General features: G+C 66.9%; 12 protein-coding genes. 5 read left to right on the forward strand and 7 right to left on the reverse strand.

The features are described 5' to 3' along the window. Positions 1–70 precede the first annotated feature (70 nt). The 6 genes from secA to mtrA form a co-directional block, all read right to left on the reverse strand. Positions 71–2,920, reverse strand: a complete 2,850-nt coding sequence (gene secA / locus BLT68_RS03995; RefSeq protein ID WP_070778141.1) for a preprotein translocase subunit SecA — start codon at positions 2,918–2,920, stop codon at positions 71–73. A gap of 192 nt (positions 2,921–3,112) precedes the next feature. Next, a complete protein-coding gene (hpf, locus tag BLT68_RS04000) occupies positions 3,113–3,760 on the reverse strand; it encodes a ribosome hibernation-promoting factor, HPF/YfiA family (protein WP_050695079.1) in 648 nt (215 codons plus the stop codon). Between the two features lie 175 nt (positions 3,761–3,935). Further along, positions 3,936–4,679, reverse strand: a complete 744-nt coding sequence (locus BLT68_RS04005; protein ID WP_131800068.1) for a ComF family protein — start codon at positions 4,677–4,679, stop codon at positions 3,936–3,938. A 1-nt stretch (position 4,680) separates the two neighbouring features. Beyond that, positions 4,681–6,330: an LpqB family beta-propeller domain-containing protein gene (locus BLT68_RS04010; RefSeq protein ID WP_074632935.1), complete on the reverse strand. Its 1,650-nt coding sequence runs from the start codon at positions 6,328–6,330 to the stop codon at positions 4,681–4,683. Then, positions 6,327–7,916, reverse strand: a complete 1,590-nt coding sequence (mtrB, locus tag BLT68_RS04015) for an MtrAB system histidine kinase MtrB (protein WP_232618766.1) — start codon at positions 7,914–7,916, stop codon at positions 6,327–6,329. The genes BLT68_RS04010 and mtrB overlap by 4 nt, the downstream gene beginning before the upstream one ends. A 10-nt stretch (positions 7,917–7,926) precedes the next feature. Next, a complete protein-coding gene (gene mtrA, locus BLT68_RS04020; RefSeq protein ID WP_050695082.1) occupies positions 7,927–8,610 on the reverse strand; it encodes an MtrAB system response regulator MtrA in 684 nt (227 codons plus the stop codon). Between the two features lie 143 nt (positions 8,611–8,753). Here mtrA and BLT68_RS04025 point away from each other — a divergent pair, with 143 nt between their 5' ends. The 5 genes from BLT68_RS04025 to BLT68_RS04045 are packed head-to-tail and all read left to right on the forward strand — an operon-like array spanning position 8,754 to position 14,175. After that, positions 8,754–9,941 carry a DUF7847 domain-containing protein gene (locus tag BLT68_RS04025; protein WP_050695083.1) on the forward strand — a complete coding sequence of 396 codons (1,188 nt, stop codon included), beginning with the start codon at positions 8,754–8,756 and terminating at the stop codon, positions 9,939–9,941. A gap of 5 nt (positions 9,942–9,946) precedes the next feature. Further along, complete coding sequence (locus BLT68_RS04030) at positions 9,947–10,573, forward strand: DUF4129 domain-containing protein (RefSeq protein ID WP_050695084.1); 627 nt, start codon at positions 9,947–9,949, stop codon at positions 10,571–10,573. Next, positions 10,570–11,718, forward strand: coding sequence for a DUF4350 domain-containing protein (locus tag BLT68_RS04035; RefSeq protein WP_050695085.1), 1,149 nt, complete (start codon positions 10,570–10,572; stop codon positions 11,716–11,718). Before BLT68_RS04030 ends, BLT68_RS04035 begins: the two co-directional genes overlap by 4 nt. Further along, positions 11,711–12,835 carry an AAA family ATPase gene (locus tag BLT68_RS04040; RefSeq protein WP_082175880.1) on the forward strand — a complete coding sequence of 375 codons (1,125 nt, stop codon included), beginning with the start codon at positions 11,711–11,713 and terminating at the stop codon, positions 12,833–12,835. The genes BLT68_RS04035 and BLT68_RS04040 overlap by 8 nt, the downstream gene beginning before the upstream one ends. Before the next feature lie 8 nt (positions 12,836–12,843). Then, the gene (locus tag BLT68_RS04045; RefSeq protein ID WP_050695086.1) at positions 12,844–14,175 is read left to right on the forward strand and encodes a DUF58 domain-containing protein; all 1,332 of its coding nucleotides are present in this window, start codon (positions 12,844–12,846) and stop codon (positions 14,173–14,175) included. A 45-nt stretch (positions 14,176–14,220) separates the two neighbouring features. Here the strand turns inward: BLT68_RS04045 and BLT68_RS04050 are convergent, their stop codons facing one another. Beyond that, a complete protein-coding gene (locus tag BLT68_RS04050) occupies positions 14,221–15,213 on the reverse strand; it encodes a stage II sporulation protein M (protein WP_074632939.1) in 993 nt (330 codons plus the stop codon). Between the last annotated feature and the right edge of the window lie 7 nt (positions 15,214–15,220).

Here is a 15,220-nt window from a genome sequence, read left to right on the forward strand (position 1 = left end):
TGCGGCCTTGGGCGCGTGGAATCCAAAAGGGTGAGGGGTTCGCGCGAACCCCTCACCCGCATGCCTCCGCTCAGCGGCGGCGGCGCTTCTTGGCGGCAGCCCGGCGCTCCGCGCGGTTGCCCTGAGACTGAGACGGCGACGCGGCTGACTCGCTACTGCCCTCCGCGGACGTGTACCGCACGCGGGTCGGAGCCTTCTCGCGCCCCACGGTGCCCATGACCAAACGGGCGTGAGCCACGGCCTCACGCGCGGCCTCGGAGGCCGCAGACTCGGCGGCGGCCACGGCCTCGACGCTGGGCTCGTCCCCGTCAGTCTCCGAGGAAGAGGGGGCGATGGTCGCGTGTGCGATCGAACCGCCAGCTTCTTCCTCCGCGGATGCGAGGGCGCGCTCGAACTGCTTGGCGAAACTGAACACCTGCTGGACGGACTCCTCGCGGATGCGCTCGACCATCGCCTGGAACATCTGCGCGCCCTCGTCCTTGTATTCGACGAGAGGATCACGCTGACCCATCGCGCGCAGGCCGATGCCTTCCTTCAGGTAGTCCATCTCGTACAGGTGCTCGCGCCACAGCCGATCCACCACGGAGATCACGACGCGACGTTCGAGCGTGCGCATGGGCTCCTCGCCCAGCTGCGCCTGCGCCAGCGGATTCGCCTCCAGGCGCTCCTCGGTGTCGGCGTACACCGCCTGGATGTCGCCAACCAGCTCGGTCACCAGGTCATCGCGGACCAGGGAGGAGGCGCCACCGTGCTCCTCCTCGACCTCGCTGATCGACACCGACGGCGGGTAGTAGGCGCGAAGGTTCTCCCACAGGGCCTTCAGATCCCACTCGTCGACCGCCTTACCCGCGATCGCCTCATCGACCAGGCCGGTCACCAGCGATTCCATGAAGGAGCGCATCTGGGGGGCCATGTCCTCACCCTCCAGAACCTTGCGGCGCTCGCCGTAGATCGTCTCGCGCTGACCCGTCATCACGTCGTCGTACTTCAGGACGTTCTTACGGATCTCAAAGTTACGGGCCTCGACCTGGTGCTGCGCCGACGCAATCGAGCGCGACACCATGCGATTCTCCAGCGGCAGATCCTCCGGATACGCGCCCGAAGCCATGATGCGCTGGGCCATACCCGAATTGAACAGGCGCATCAGGTCGTCTTCCATGGACAGGTAGAAGCGGGACTCGCCCGGGTCACCTTGACGTCCGCTACGACCACGCAGCTGGTTGTCGATGCGCCTCGACTCGTGGCGCTCGGAGCCCAGCACGTACAAGCCGCCCAGCTCGCGCACCTCCTCGCGCTCGGCCTCGACGGCCTCCTCCGCGGCCTCCAGCGCCTTGGGCCACGCCTCGCGATACTCCTCGGGATTCTCCTTGGGATCCAACCCCTCGGCCTGAAGGTTCGCCTGCGCCAGGAACTCCGAGTTACCACCCAGCATGATGTCGGTACCACGACCAGCCATGTTGGTCGCAACCGTGACCGCGCCCTTGCGACCGGCCATCGCGACCACGGCCGCCTCGCGGGCGTGCTGCTTGGCGTTGAGTACCTGGTGCGGGATGTGCTTCTTCTTGAGCATCTGGGACAAAAGCTCAGACTTTTCGACAGACGCCGTGCCGATCAGGACGGGCTGGCCCGCCTCGTGGCGCTCGACCACGTCCTCGATGATCGCGTTGAGCTTGCCCTCCTCCGTCGGGTAAACCAGGTCGGGCTGATCCTTGCGAATCATCGGCTTGTTCGTGGGGATCGGGATAACGTCGATCTTGTAGGTCGAGGCAAACTCGGCGGCCTCGGTCTCGGCCGTGCCCGTCATGCCCGAACGCGACCCCTCCGGATAGAGGCGGAAGTAGTTCTGCAGGGTGATCGTCGCGAGCGTCTGGTTCTCGGCCTTGATCTCGACGCCTTCCTTGGCCTCAATCGCCTGGTGCATGCCATCGTTATAGCGGCGACCGGGCAGCACGCGGCCCGTGTGCTCATCGACGATGAGAATCTCCCCCGCGTCGACGATGTAGTCGCGATCCTTGAAGAACAGTTCCTTCGCGCGGATCGCGTTGTTGAGGAAGCCGATCAGCGGGGTATTCGCGGCCTCGTAGAGGTTCTCCACGCCCAGCTGATCCTCAACCTTGTCGATGCCCGGCTCCAAGATGCCGACAGTCTTCTTCTTCTCGTCAACCTCGTAGTCCTCGTCCCGCTTGAGCAGGCGCGAAATGCGGGCAAACTCCGTGTACCAGCGGTTCAGGTCCCCGTCCGCCGGGCCGGAAATAATGAGGGGGGTACGGGCCTCGTCAATGAGAATGGAGTCGACCTCATCAACGATAACGAAGGCGTGACCGCGCTGAACCATGTCCTCGGGCACCTGCGCCATGTTGTCGCGCAGATAGTCGAAACCGAACTCGTTGTTCGTGCCGTAGGTGATGTCGCACGCGTACATCTCGCGGCGCTGCGCCGGCGTCTGCCCGACCAGGACGCAGCCGCAGCTCACGCCCAGGAAACTGTAGACGCGGCTCATCAGATCCGACTGGTACTTTGCCAGGTAGTCGTTGACCGTCACGACGTGCACGCCCTTGCCGGTCAGCGCCCGCAGGTAGGAGGGCATCGTGGCGACCAGCGTCTTTCCTTCGCCGGTCTTCATTTCCGCGATCCTGCCCTGGTGCAGGGCGATCCCGCCCATGACCTGAACGTGGAACGGGCGCATGCGCAGGATACGCCACGCGGCCTCGCGAACCGTGGCGAACGCCTCCACCAGGATGTCGTCGAGGGTCTCCCCCTCCTCCAGGCGGTCCTTGAACTCCTGGGTCTTGGCCTGCAGCTCCTCGTCCGTTAAAGCCTCGAAGTCCTCCTGCATGGCATCCACCTGCGACGCGAGCCGATCCAGCTTGCGCAGCATCCGGCCTTCGCCCGCGCGAAGAATCTTGTCAATAATCGACACGAAAAGCTCCTGACGTCATCAGCCCGCCCCCCTTGTAGGGCGAACAGTCAAATCCATCCATCAGTTTACGAACTAACCGCCCAAAGTGGAAACGCCCGCGCGAACATGGACGCATTTAACGCTCAGAGCGCACACGCGTGGCGGTGCCCCAAGCAAATGCAAAGCTTGGGGCACCGCCACATCGATGAACCGTCAGATCGTCGTGTTCAAACGAAGCACACCATACGTCCACCCGTGACGGTGGTAGACGACGCACGGCTGGTTCGTCTCCTTATCGACGAAGAGGAAGAAGGGGTGACCGACCATCATCATCTGGTCCAGGGCCTCGTCCACACTCATCGGCGGCGCCTCGTGCACCTTCTGGCGAACGATGATCGGGGTATCGCCCCACTGTTCCTCGCGCGCCTCGCCAACCTTGAGGTCCTCCGCGCTGCGCAACGGCTTCGGAGCTGCGGGTTCGGGCGCGACCTCCTCTTCAACGATCGGCGCCGCTTCGAGGATATCGGTTTCGGCCAGGTTACGCGGGTAGCGACGGCGGTGGTTCTTCACGCGGTCACGCAGGCGACGCAGGCGCTCGTACAGCTTGCCGGCGGCGATGTCGACCGCCGCGTAACGGTCCGCGGACTTCGCCTCGGCACGAATGACCGGTCCCTTGCCGTAGACGGTCAGCTCAATGCGCTCGGCGGTGTCGGCCTGGCGGGGGTTACGTTCGTGAGTCAGCTCGACATCCACGCGCTGGGCCCGCGGATAGAACTGAGTAATCTTCGAAACCTTCTCCTCCACGTATGCCCGGAAATTCGGGTGAATCTCAGCATTACGTGCAACGACGATGATGTCCATGTGTTTCCTCCATGGTGTGCGGCGGGCGCCCTCGCCCGCGGGTGGGAATTGTTCGGTGCTCACTGCCCGAACCGTGCTCTGAGCTATCACCTCCCGCACGCGGCGCGAGCAGCGTACGCACCGCTCACGCTATCGAAAGACCGTACCGATACTATACCCCATACCGTGATCTGCGTCATGAGGTAAGCCCGGGGCGGCACAGGGCCGCAACACCGTCGAGCCCACCCAAGACTCGCTCCATTTCGCGGATCGTCGCACCCGTTGTCACCACGTCGTCCACCGCGATGACCCGCACATTGCCGCGCGGTGTCACGAGGGCACGCATGGCCCCCATGCGACCGACCATCCGCTGCGGCCCCGCCTTACCCGACTGCGAGGTCGCCCCCACGCGCAGGCGCACGGCATCGACCACCCGCACGCGCACTCCCTCCCGGCCGTGCGACGCCAACCCGCGTGCCACCGCCCGGGCGAGCGGCATCGCCACCTGCCTGCCGCGCATGCGCCGCTTCCACGACGACGGAGCGGGCACCACCCACACCTGCGACTCCGACGCGCTAAACGCTGAGGACCGCCCCGCCCGCGCCTCTTCGCCGGAGGAAGGCTCCAGGCCCAACACCGCACACAGGGACGCGCCCAGGCGAACCCCTGCCCGGTCCAGAAAGTCCGTCACGTCGGCGCGAGGGGAGTGCTTGGCGCTCAAAACGATTCTCCGCAGGGGATCGGAGTAGTCCCCCAGGACCACCCCGGGCACGACGCCGCGCCTCCCCTCCAGCGACATCGGCAGCGGCTCGCGGTCAGCGAGCGACCGGCACGACGGACACAGGGCCTGATCCCACGCGCGGCAACCCGCGCACTGCACCGGCAGCAACGCGCCGAGAAAACCCTGTGCGAGATCGCTACAAGCGCGCAGGACGACCACCTCACCCCGCGTATCGGGCCGAAGTGAACCCCTCCGGGGCGTTCTGCCACAACGCCCCCGAGCGAACCAACACCTGTTGATTGCCCTCCTCGTCCGTCCCCGTGATGACGACTGACGAGAACGAGGCGCCCGCGCTCATTGACGTCACGCGGATCGGCAGCGACACGGCGGCGGGAAGGCCGCCCAGGGGCATTGTCACCAGTTGATCGTCCCCGCCGCCGGCATCGCGGGCTACGAAGACCAGGCCCGTCGATGTCGTCCAGGATGCGTCGATGACCGACCCGCGTTCGAGGGTAATCTTCTCGAGGGAACGCACCACCTGCGGGCGCCCGTCCGCGCCCCGCTCGACGACGCCGACCCACGCGCCGGGTTCGTTCCCGCGGATGACCAGGGCGCGCGTCCCGTCGGGCGAGATGCGCACCGCGCGAATCTCCCCCGCGCTCTTTGACTCGATGTCCACGGTAAACGCGCCGTCTGATCCGCCCCCGACACTCACCGACGACGAGGAAAGGGCAGGCCCCCACACCCACCCGTAGCGGTCCACCGAGGGGCCCAGGGGCGCGTTCCCCGGCAGGAAAGCAACCGACGTTTCGGCGCGCTGCGCGTAAACGCCGTCGGCGCCGCTCCACGCGACCAGCGAGGAATCCACCGGGGACACCGTCGGATTCGACGCATCCGACACTCCGCCCAGGTTCGTCACGCCCGAGGCCGACACGATCCCCACTCCGTCCGGTCCCGCGCCCACCAGCGTGTCCAGGGAATACGCGGGCACGGACGGAATCCCGCGGGACTCCAGGACTTCCCCGGAGAGGGTAACGCTCACCTGCGACACGTCCCCCGCCTGGGTGAGCGTGCGGGTCAGCTCCCACAAAAGACTGGCCCGCGCCCCCTCGGTCGTGGGCATGACGGCGTTTAGCTCGACGCGCGCCACCCCGTCGTTGACCTCCACGCCGTGGGAGGGAACCGTCGTCCCGGCGGGAATCGCGTTCGCCGCCACGGAAGCCAGGGACTGGCTGGGTCCCGCCACCAGGCCCGCCAGCAGGTGCGAGGCCAGGCGCCGCGAGGGGTACCAGCGCGGATCCGCTACCAGGTCCGTCCCCTCTGCCGTTGGGAAATAAAGATTAACGAGCGAATACAGGGCCGTGAAGGCAGCCCGGCTCATGAGGACGAGGTTGTCGGGGGCGTTGATCCGCCACTGGCCGTTCTCGCGCACGAGGCTGAAGGTACGCGACACGGTCGAGGCATCGGCACGCGTGAGAAAGCCCGACGCATCGATGCTGGCCACGCCCAGGACGGACACAGTCACCTCGACCCCGGAGTCGCTCTCGGAACCCGCGGTGACCGACGGTGCGGTGTCCGTGTCGTAGACGAGGATTTCGGTCTCCGGCTGCCACGCGCGCGCCGAGGCCGAGCTGAGGAACAGCCGCGCCGTCGCATAGTCGTCCTGCGGGCCTGCCGCGCACGCCAGCAGGAAGTCGCTGACCAGGGTCTCGGCGTCGGACCCATCTGCGGGGCCCTCCGCAGAGAACTGGACACCGCTGCCGTCGCGCGCGGACACGTCGAAGGGGGCGGGCGCCGAGGAGGTGGGCAGCGACGCGCAACCCGCGAGCGCCAGGACAAGGGCGGCGATAAGGACAATGGGTTTTCTCATCCGTCCTCCCACAGGGGAAGTGGCCAGCTGGCGACCTGCGCCCCGGCCTGCTTGGGTAGGGTCATGACGAAGGAGGCTCCCCGTCCAGGTTCGCCCCGGGCCTGGAGCACTCCGCCGTGAATCACGACGTCCTCCTTCGCGATCGCGAGGCCCAGGCCCGTTCCTCCGGTCGTGCGCGCCCTGGCGGTGTCAGCCCGGTAGAACCGATCGAAGACGTGGTCGGCAACCTCCTGGGTCATGCCGACCCCGCGGTCGCGCACGCGGCACGCGACGTCCGTTTCGCTGGCGGCTACCGTGATCGTCACGTCGGTACCGTCGGCATGCTCAATGGCGTTGACGACCAGATTTCGGATGACTCGTTCGATGCGGCGCTCGTCGATCTCGGCGGTAGCGGGCACGGGGGCCACGATCTGAACGCTCACCCCCTGACACTGAGCGAGGTCGGCGCAGCCTGCGACGACGCGCGCGATGACCGGTCTCAGGTCACGTTCCTCCGCATCCAACAGCGCGCTGGCCGCGTCGTACCGGGAGATTTCCAGCAGGTCCGCGAGCATCTGCTCCATGCGCTCGGTCTGGTCGTGCAAGAGCTCGGCGGAGCGCCGGGCGTGGGCAGGCAGGTTCTCGCGGTTGTCCCAGACGATGTCCTCGGCCATGCGGATCGTCGTCAGGGGGGTGCGCAGCTCGTGGGAGACGTCGGAGACGAAGCGCTGCTGCAGCTTGGCGAGCTCGTCGTACCTGGAGATCGTGTCCTGCAGGGACGAGGTCATCGCGTTGAACGCCCTCCCGAGGTCGGCCATCTCGTCGTCGCCTCGCACGTTGACGCGCACGTCAAGGTCTCCCTTCGAGGCCTTCGTCGCGGCCTGGGCGGTGACGCGCACGGGCAGGAGCAGCCGGTGCAGCAGCGCGAACACGCCGATCGGTAGCGCGACGACGAGCGGCAGGGCGGACAGGGTCAGTACCCTCAGGACGACATCGACCTGTGCCTGGTCGGTGGACAGGGAGTAGAGGATGTAGAGCTCGTGGGTGCCGGCGCGCGGCAGCTGCACCTGGGCGCCGACGAGGATCCCCGGTCCCTCCTTGTCCCCACCGCTCGAGCGGATCCCGACCGACTGCCACTGGGCGTCTCCCCCGGACACGGCGGCCCGCATCTGCGGGGTGATGAGGGTGCGCATCTGCTCGTCCTCGATCTGGTTGATACGCAACGAAGCCGTGGCGTCTTCCGACCGAAGCAGGGCGACGTTGGTCGCTCCCGCGCCGGCCGCCGAGGCCTTGAGCGAGGCCAGCGCGCTGCGCGCCGATTCCTGCACCTGCTCGGGGGAGGAGGCCGTGGACGAGGAGAACACGGACTGTGCGGAGGAGAATCGAAGCGACGCGTCGGACAGGATCGCGTCCTTGCGTGTCTCAAACATCGACGTGCGCAGCTGGGATGCGATGATCACCCCGAAGACCAGGAGAATGATCAGCGCCGCAAACGTGATCGCCAGGGCGAGCCTGGCGGACAGGGAGTGACGGATGCGCCGCGCGAGGTGCGAAGAGGAGAGAAGCCTCCACGGCGCCGACAGCGCCACGGTACGCGCCAGGCGCACCACCGCGCGGCTACGCGCCCGCACCGGCACGGTACCCAACCCCGCGGACGGTGACGACCAGCTCGGGCTTTTCCGGGTCGCGCTCGATCTTTGAGCGCAGGCGCTGCACGTGCACGTTCACGAGCCTCGTGTCGGCGGCATGACGGTATCCCCACACCTGTTCGAGCAGCTCTTCTCGTGAAAACACCTTCCATGGCGAACGCGCGAGGGTCACCAGCAGGTCGAATTCCAGGGGTGTCAAGGCGATCGCGAGGCCGTCGCGCTTGACGATGTGGCCGGCCACGTCGATAGACAGATCCTGCAGGCTGAGCCCCTCGTCAACCTGGCCGTCCTCACGCCCCCTCAGGCGCGCACGGACCCGTGCGACCAGCTCCTTTGGCTTAAACGGCTTCGGAACATAGTCGTCGGCACCGGCCTCGAGCCCCGTCACGACGTCGGACGTGTCCGAACGAGCGGTCAACATAACGATCGGAGCGTCCGAGACGCGTCGAATCGCCCGACAAACGTCGAAGCCATCCATTCCGGGAAGCATCACATCCAGGAGCACCAGGTCCGGAGTGTTTTCTTGAAACTGAGCTAACGCCTGGGATCCATCGGCACAAAAGACGACGCGGAAGCCCTCGTTCTGGAGGACGATGCCGATCATTTCGGCCAGGGCGACGTCGTCATCGACGACGAGGATGCGCGAACTCATGTCACGATAGTGTCACGAATTCGTCACGGACGCAGGCGACTCGCGCGGCGATAACTATTTTTCTAACGGGAACGAGGTTTCGCCGGGTCCCCACGTGTGGCAGGATTGACACCGTACCTGCACCCATCGACTTGGAGGCGCCAATGAGTTCCCTGTGGAGTTCTCCCGACCCGTCCAACCCGTATCAGGGCTGGACCCCGCAGTCGGGGGGACCGAACGAACAGGCATCGCAGGGGGCGCCCTACGGCGCACAGCCGGGATACGGCACGCAACCCGGATACGGCACACAGCCGGGATACGGCACGCAACCCGGATACGGCACACAGCCGGGCGCGTCGGGCTACAGCGCCGCCAACCAGTGGGGATGGGGGCAGTCCAAGCCCGGCATCATCCCGCTGCGTCCTCTCACGATAGGAGACCTTTTCAACGGCTCATTCGCCGCCCTGCGCGCCAACCCCAAGGTTCTCTTCGGTTTCACGTTCGCGGTGATGGCGGTCGTCGCCCTGATCACCGCCATCGCATCGTATCTTCCAACCCTCACCTTCCAGTCACTGACGGGCTCCTCAGACCCCCAATCACTGTCCCGCCATTCGACTGAGGCCCAAGCGATAGCAATCATGACGTCGCTGGCCTCGAGCGGCGTGCAAACGCTGGCGACGCTCGCGGGGACGGCGATCCTCACGGGTGTTTTGGCCGCGACCGTGTCGCAGCTGATGATCGGCAACACGCTCACGATCGGCCAGGCATGGGCGATGACCCGGTCGCGGCTCGGGGCGCTGATCGGAACAACCATCCTGTCGGGAATCATCGCGGTCTTGCCGGTGATCTGCTGGGTCGCCGTATCGATCGCTCTCATTGCCGCAATGTTCTACTCCCCGGCCATCGGCTTCTCCATCTTCGGCGTGATCCTCGGATTCTTCCCCGTGCTCGCCCTGACCGTCTACCTGGTCACCAAGCTGCAGTTCTCACCGATTTGCGCGGTGCTTGAGGAGAAAGGGCCGATCCAGTCCCTGAAGCGCTCGTGGTCCCTGACCCGCGGGGAATTCTGGTCGACGCTCGTGCGGATGTTCCTCATGTCCCTGGTGACAAGCACTGTCGTGACAATTCTCAGCGGCGTTGTCGGCATCATCGTCTCCCTCGTCGTTTTCGCGATCGGCAGCTCCGAAGACTCAAGTGTTGTCCTCGCTGTCTCGTCGGGCCTCGCGGTCCTTGCCGCCAGCTTGGTCACGCCTCTCACATCGACGTTTACGACGCTGGTCTACGCGGACCTGCGCATGTGCAAAGAGAATTTCGCCGTGGTTCTCGCCCAAGCGAGCGCGCAGCAGGGGTGACACCCATGCTCGCGTGCGAGGCTCCGCTGACGCCCGACCAGGGCGAGGCTCACGAGTGGCTGGTCAAAGAGCTGGCTCGTGGCGAGTATTCGGATGCCCCGAACCCGGTCGTGCGTTTCGTCGCGTCGATCATCGATTGGCTCACCGATGCCGTGAGCTGGCGTGGTCATGGCGTCCCTCCGATCTCACTGGTTCTCATAATCCTGGCGATCATCGCGATCGCGGGCGTCGTTATCGCGTTGATTTTCAATCCGATTCGCCTGTCCTCGCGGCGCGTCTCCCACACAGTGTTTGAGGAAGAGATCGGCCTTCCCGAGGCACGGGGAGCCTTCGACCAGGCCGTCGCCGCCCAGGATTGGAACCTGGCCTACGTGTGGGCGTATCGCCTGATGGTCCTGGGGCTGGACGAGTGCGAGGTCATTTCCTCGACCCCCGGCCTCACGGCGCGCGAGGCGGCGGACGCAGCGACGCGTCTCATCCCCGATCTGGGTCCTCAACTGGCGCACTACGCGCAGACCTTCGACCGCGTGCGTTACGGAGGGTCGCCTGCCTCGCGCGACCAGGTCGACACACTGCGCGATTTCACGCCGCACCTGCTGCACGAGTGCCGCCACGCGGGGGACCAATCATGAAGGCTCGCCAGGTTGCGGTCGTTACCCCAACAGCCCGCGAGCGCTTGTCGGCGGCACGCCCGGGGCTCATCTTGATTGCGTTTACGATCATCGTCCTGTTCGCCGTCGCGCTGATCCCCCGGGCGGATTTCAACGAGTCGCCGGTGGGGATCCGCAACAGGGGCCCAAACGGCGCGAGGGCCTTCGCGCAGGTGCTACGCAGCCACGGGATCCGAGTCCGCGAGGTGTCGGCGTCGCAGGCGGTGTCCGTGGACGAAGACACGACTCTCGTCGTCGTTTTCCCGTCGCGCATGAAGCACACCCTGGCCAAGAGGATCGAGACGCGAGCAAACGTCGTCTACGTCGGCCTGGAGGAGGAGTTCGCGTCTGGCTCCCCATACATGGACAAGCTGGAGTCGGTACGCGACTGGGGGAGCCCGCACCGCGCGTCGCCGGGCTGTTCCTCCCAGGCCGCCGCCCGCGCCCAGGCGCTCCACACGTCCAGGTACATGATCACGGGCGACACCCCCGGATGGCAGCTTTGTTTCAGCGCCAGCGGCGCTTCCTACGCGTACGCCGAGCGCTCCGAGCCGGGACGTTTCCGCGCACTCATCCCCGACTCGGCGCGCCTGCGTAACCGCGGCATCACCGACGGGGGCAACGCGGCGCTCGCGATCAATGCGATAGCGCGCACGCCCAAGGTCGCGTGGTACTCGCCCAAGGAGTCCGACGACCTCACCGATGGCGGGGAATCGGCCGACCGGTCCCCCTACATCGCCCCCGCTTTCCTCATGGTCGTCGGCGCAGGGCTGCTGGCCGCCGTGGCCTACGGCAGACGGATGGGGCCGCTCACGTCCGAGCGTCTCCCCGTTGAGGTTCCCGCGGCCGAAACGCTCATCGGCAGGGCCCGGCTCATGCGATCCCAACGCGCCTACGCACACGCGGCCAAGGCGCTACGCAGCGCGACGGCCTCGCGGATCGCGACCGCGCTGGGAGTCGCACACACGGCGGACCGCCAGACGCTGACGCGAGCGATTGAGCAACGAGGCCTGCCCGCCTCACGCTCCACCGCACTCTTGTGGGGCCCACCCCCCACCTCCGAAGCGGCGCTCGTCCGCCTCGCCAACGACCTCGCCTCTCTCGAAAAGGAGATACGCCATGACTAGCCCGATCCCCGGTCCCGCACCGCAGGGACCCCCACAGCCCGGTCCCGCGCCCACGGCGCCTCCCAACGCGTTCACGCCCCAAGCCGACATGCCCCCGCAGGGAACCCCGACCTCGTTCGCCGCCCCCACCGGAGAAGGCTGGACGGGCCGCGCCCTGAGCGACACCGAAAAGTTGACGCAGGAAACCCTCCTCGCCCTCAAAGCAGAAATCGGTAAAGCGATCGTGGGCCAGGACGCGGCGATCACCGGGCTGATCGTCGCGCTGGTCGCGCAGGGGCACGCGCTGCTGGAGGGGGTCCCGGGCGTCGCGAAGACGCTGCTCGTGCGCACCCTCGCCCGCGCCCTTGACGTCGACATGGCTCGCATCCAGTTCACACCGGATCTCATGCCCGCGGACATCACGGGATCCATGGTGTGGGACGCGGGCCGCTCCGAATTCGTTTTCCGCGAGGGCCCCGTGTTCACGAACCTCCTGTTGGCCGACGAAATCAACCGGACGCCCCCAAAAACCCAGTCCGCGCTGCTGGAGTCGATGGAGGAACACACCGTTTCCATTGACGGCGCAACGCGAGCACTTCCCGATCCCTTCATGGTGATCGCCACCCAAAACCCCGTCGAATACGAGGGCACCTACCCGCTGCCCGAGGCGCAGCTGGACCGGTTCCTGCTCAAGCTTGAAATCCCCCTGCCGGAACGCGACGGTGAGATCGACATTGTCACCCGCCACCAGGCCGGATTCAATCCCATGTCCCTGGCCGAGGCCGGGATTCAGCCGGTCGCAAAGGCCGCCGACATTCACGCCGCCCACGAGGCCGCCTCCCGCGTCGAGGTCTCCCCCGCCGTCGTGGGTTACCTTGTCGACCTGTGCCGCGCGACGCGCACCTCACCCGCCGTGCGCCTGGGCGTCTCTCCCCGAGGAGCCACCGCGCTGCTGCGTACCTCGCGCGTGTGGGCGTTCCTGCAGGGGCGCGGCTTCGTCACTCCCGACGACGTTAAGATCATGGCCCCCGTGACTCTGGCGCACCGCTTGGGCCTGCGCGCCGAGGCAAACCTGGAAGGCATCACGGCCACTGACGTCATCACGGGGGTTCTCGCCGCTACCCCTGTGCCCCGCTGAGGCGCCCCATGGCGATTTCGGCACGCAGCGCGCTCCTCATCCTGGTCGGGCTCATCCCCCTGGCCTTCGCCCCGTCGCGTAGCTTCGCGTGGATGTGGTTCTGTCTCGTCGTGGCCGTGTGCCTGCTGGACGCCCTCGGAGCCCCCTCGCCACGCACCCTGCGCCTCAGCCGCGAAGTGACCGGCCCGATTCGCGCCGACCAGACGACCAAGGCGACGCTGCGGCTGACGAATACGACAAAGCGCCACATGTTGCTGGACGTGCGCGACGCGTGGCCGCCCTCGTTGCGGCCCTCGCCCTGCCGTCAAAGGGTTCGGCTGCGACCCGGCGAAGGCGTGCGCATCTCAACCACGCTGGCTCCCACCAGGCGCGGCACGCGCCACGCCGACGTTGTCACTGTCCGGTCGTGGGGGCCGCTGCATCTGGGGGCGCGTCAGGTTTCCTTCGGCGCGCCCCTGAGCCTGTCGGCGCTCCCGGAGTTCAAAGCACGCGTCCTCCTGCCCGCGCGCCTGGCGCGCCTGCACGAGCTGGAGGGAACCACCCCGACGACGCTGCGCGGAGCGGGAACGGAGTTCGATTCGCTGCGCGCCTACGTCATCGGCGACGACCCGCGCGACATCGACTGGCGGGCGTCCGCTCGATCAACCGAGCTCATGGTGCGCCAGTGGCGCCCCGAACGCGACCGACACGTCGTCATCGTCGTGGACTGCGGGAGAGCGTCCTCCGCGCTTCTGGGTGCCCCCGAACACGAGGAGGTCGACTCGATCGCCTTGGGGCGCGCCCCCCGACTGGATTCCTCCATCGAGACGGCGCTGCTCCTGGCAGCCCTGGCGGACCGAGCGGGCGACAAAGTACACGTCCTGGGAGTCGATTCCCGTGTGCGCGCACGCGTGTCGGGCGTGCGCGGCGCGAAGGTCATCGAGACTCTGGCCCACGCGTTCATGGACATCTCACCGCGCCTGGACGTCACCGACTGGTCCGAGGTGACCCGTGCCGTTGAGCAAACCGTCCACCACTCGGCCTTCGTCGTGATCGCCACGAAGATCCCTCCCGCCGGCATGGACACCGAGTTCACCGACGCGCTGGCGCGCCTGAGCGAGCGCCACACGGTGCTCGTCGCCTCCGCGACGGACCCCGACGAGATACGCGCGCGTAACAACGTCGGCGACGCCGAGCAGGTGTTCCTGGCGGCATCAGCGGCGCTCGCGGAGCGCTCCGACGACGCCGGGGCGGCCGACGCCCGTCTTGCCGGCGCGCTGACGGTGCGCGCCTCGGCCGGCCTGCTTCCGGCGCGCACGGCAGACTATTACATCGACCTCAAAAAGAGCGGCCGCCTCTAGGAGCACCGGCAAGAGCCCAGGCAATCCCCGACGCTGTCCGGGCGCTCAGCCGGCGACGGGTTGATAGTAGCCCGCGTCGATGCCGACGTCCGCGCTCTCCTGCGCCCGATGCGCCCGGCTGCCGAGGATTAGGGTGTACGCCCACGTGGCCACGGTCAGGAGGGTGCCAAGAGTGATCTTGAGAGCATCAGGCAGCTCGGAGGGCGTGACGAAGCCTTCGAGGAAGCCGGATCCTGCCAGAAGAATCGCGCACCCCACCGCCGCGGTTATGGAGGCGCGGGCGGCGCTGCCGACAGCCTGGAAGCGGGTCGCCTCACCGGGGACCAGGAGCGCCCAGAACACCCGCAGGCCCGCCGCGAGCGACATGAATATAGCCGTCAGTTCGGGCAGCCCATGTGGCAGGATGAAACGAAAGAAGTGCCAGGGACCCCCGTAGGCGATGACGATGCCCGCCACGTTGCCCAGCACCGTCGCGTTCTGCCACAGGAGCCAGAGGGGATACACGCCCGTGATGCCCGTGGCCACCCCCTGCAGCGCGATCCACGAGTTGTTTGCCCACACAGACAGGCCAAACTCTGAGCGCGTGTCCTGGTGATAGTACTCCACGAAGGCGCTGTGGGCGTAGTTTCGCAGCTGCTCCGGCGTTCCCAGCGCGTTCATGGCGTCGGGTGTGGTCATCAGATAGTGCGCCTGGATCGCGCTGATCGCGATGAAGGCGGCCATGATGGCCAGGGTCACCCACCGGATCCGATACAGCGTGAGCGGCAGCGAGACCGCAAAAAACCGCGCGATGACGGCCCCCGTCAGCCCGCCTGTGCCCGCCAGGCGTCCGCGCGCGGCGGACAGGGTACGCGATAACTCCGCGATCACGTCGGGATCGGGACTCACGGTGCGCACGCGCGCCAGGTCCGTGGTGGCCACCCGGTAGAGGCGGTCGAGTTCGTCGATCTGTTCGCCGGTCAGTGACCGCTTGCGTGTCAGCTCGTTGAGCCGTTTCCACTCCGCTTTTCCGCTCACCCGCAGCACGTCAATGTCCATTGGACTA

Source organism: Schaalia meyeri (assembly GCF_900105015.1).
In the GTDB taxonomy this organism is placed as follows: domain Bacteria; phylum Actinomycetota; class Actinomycetes; order Actinomycetales; family Actinomycetaceae; genus Pauljensenia; species Pauljensenia meyeri.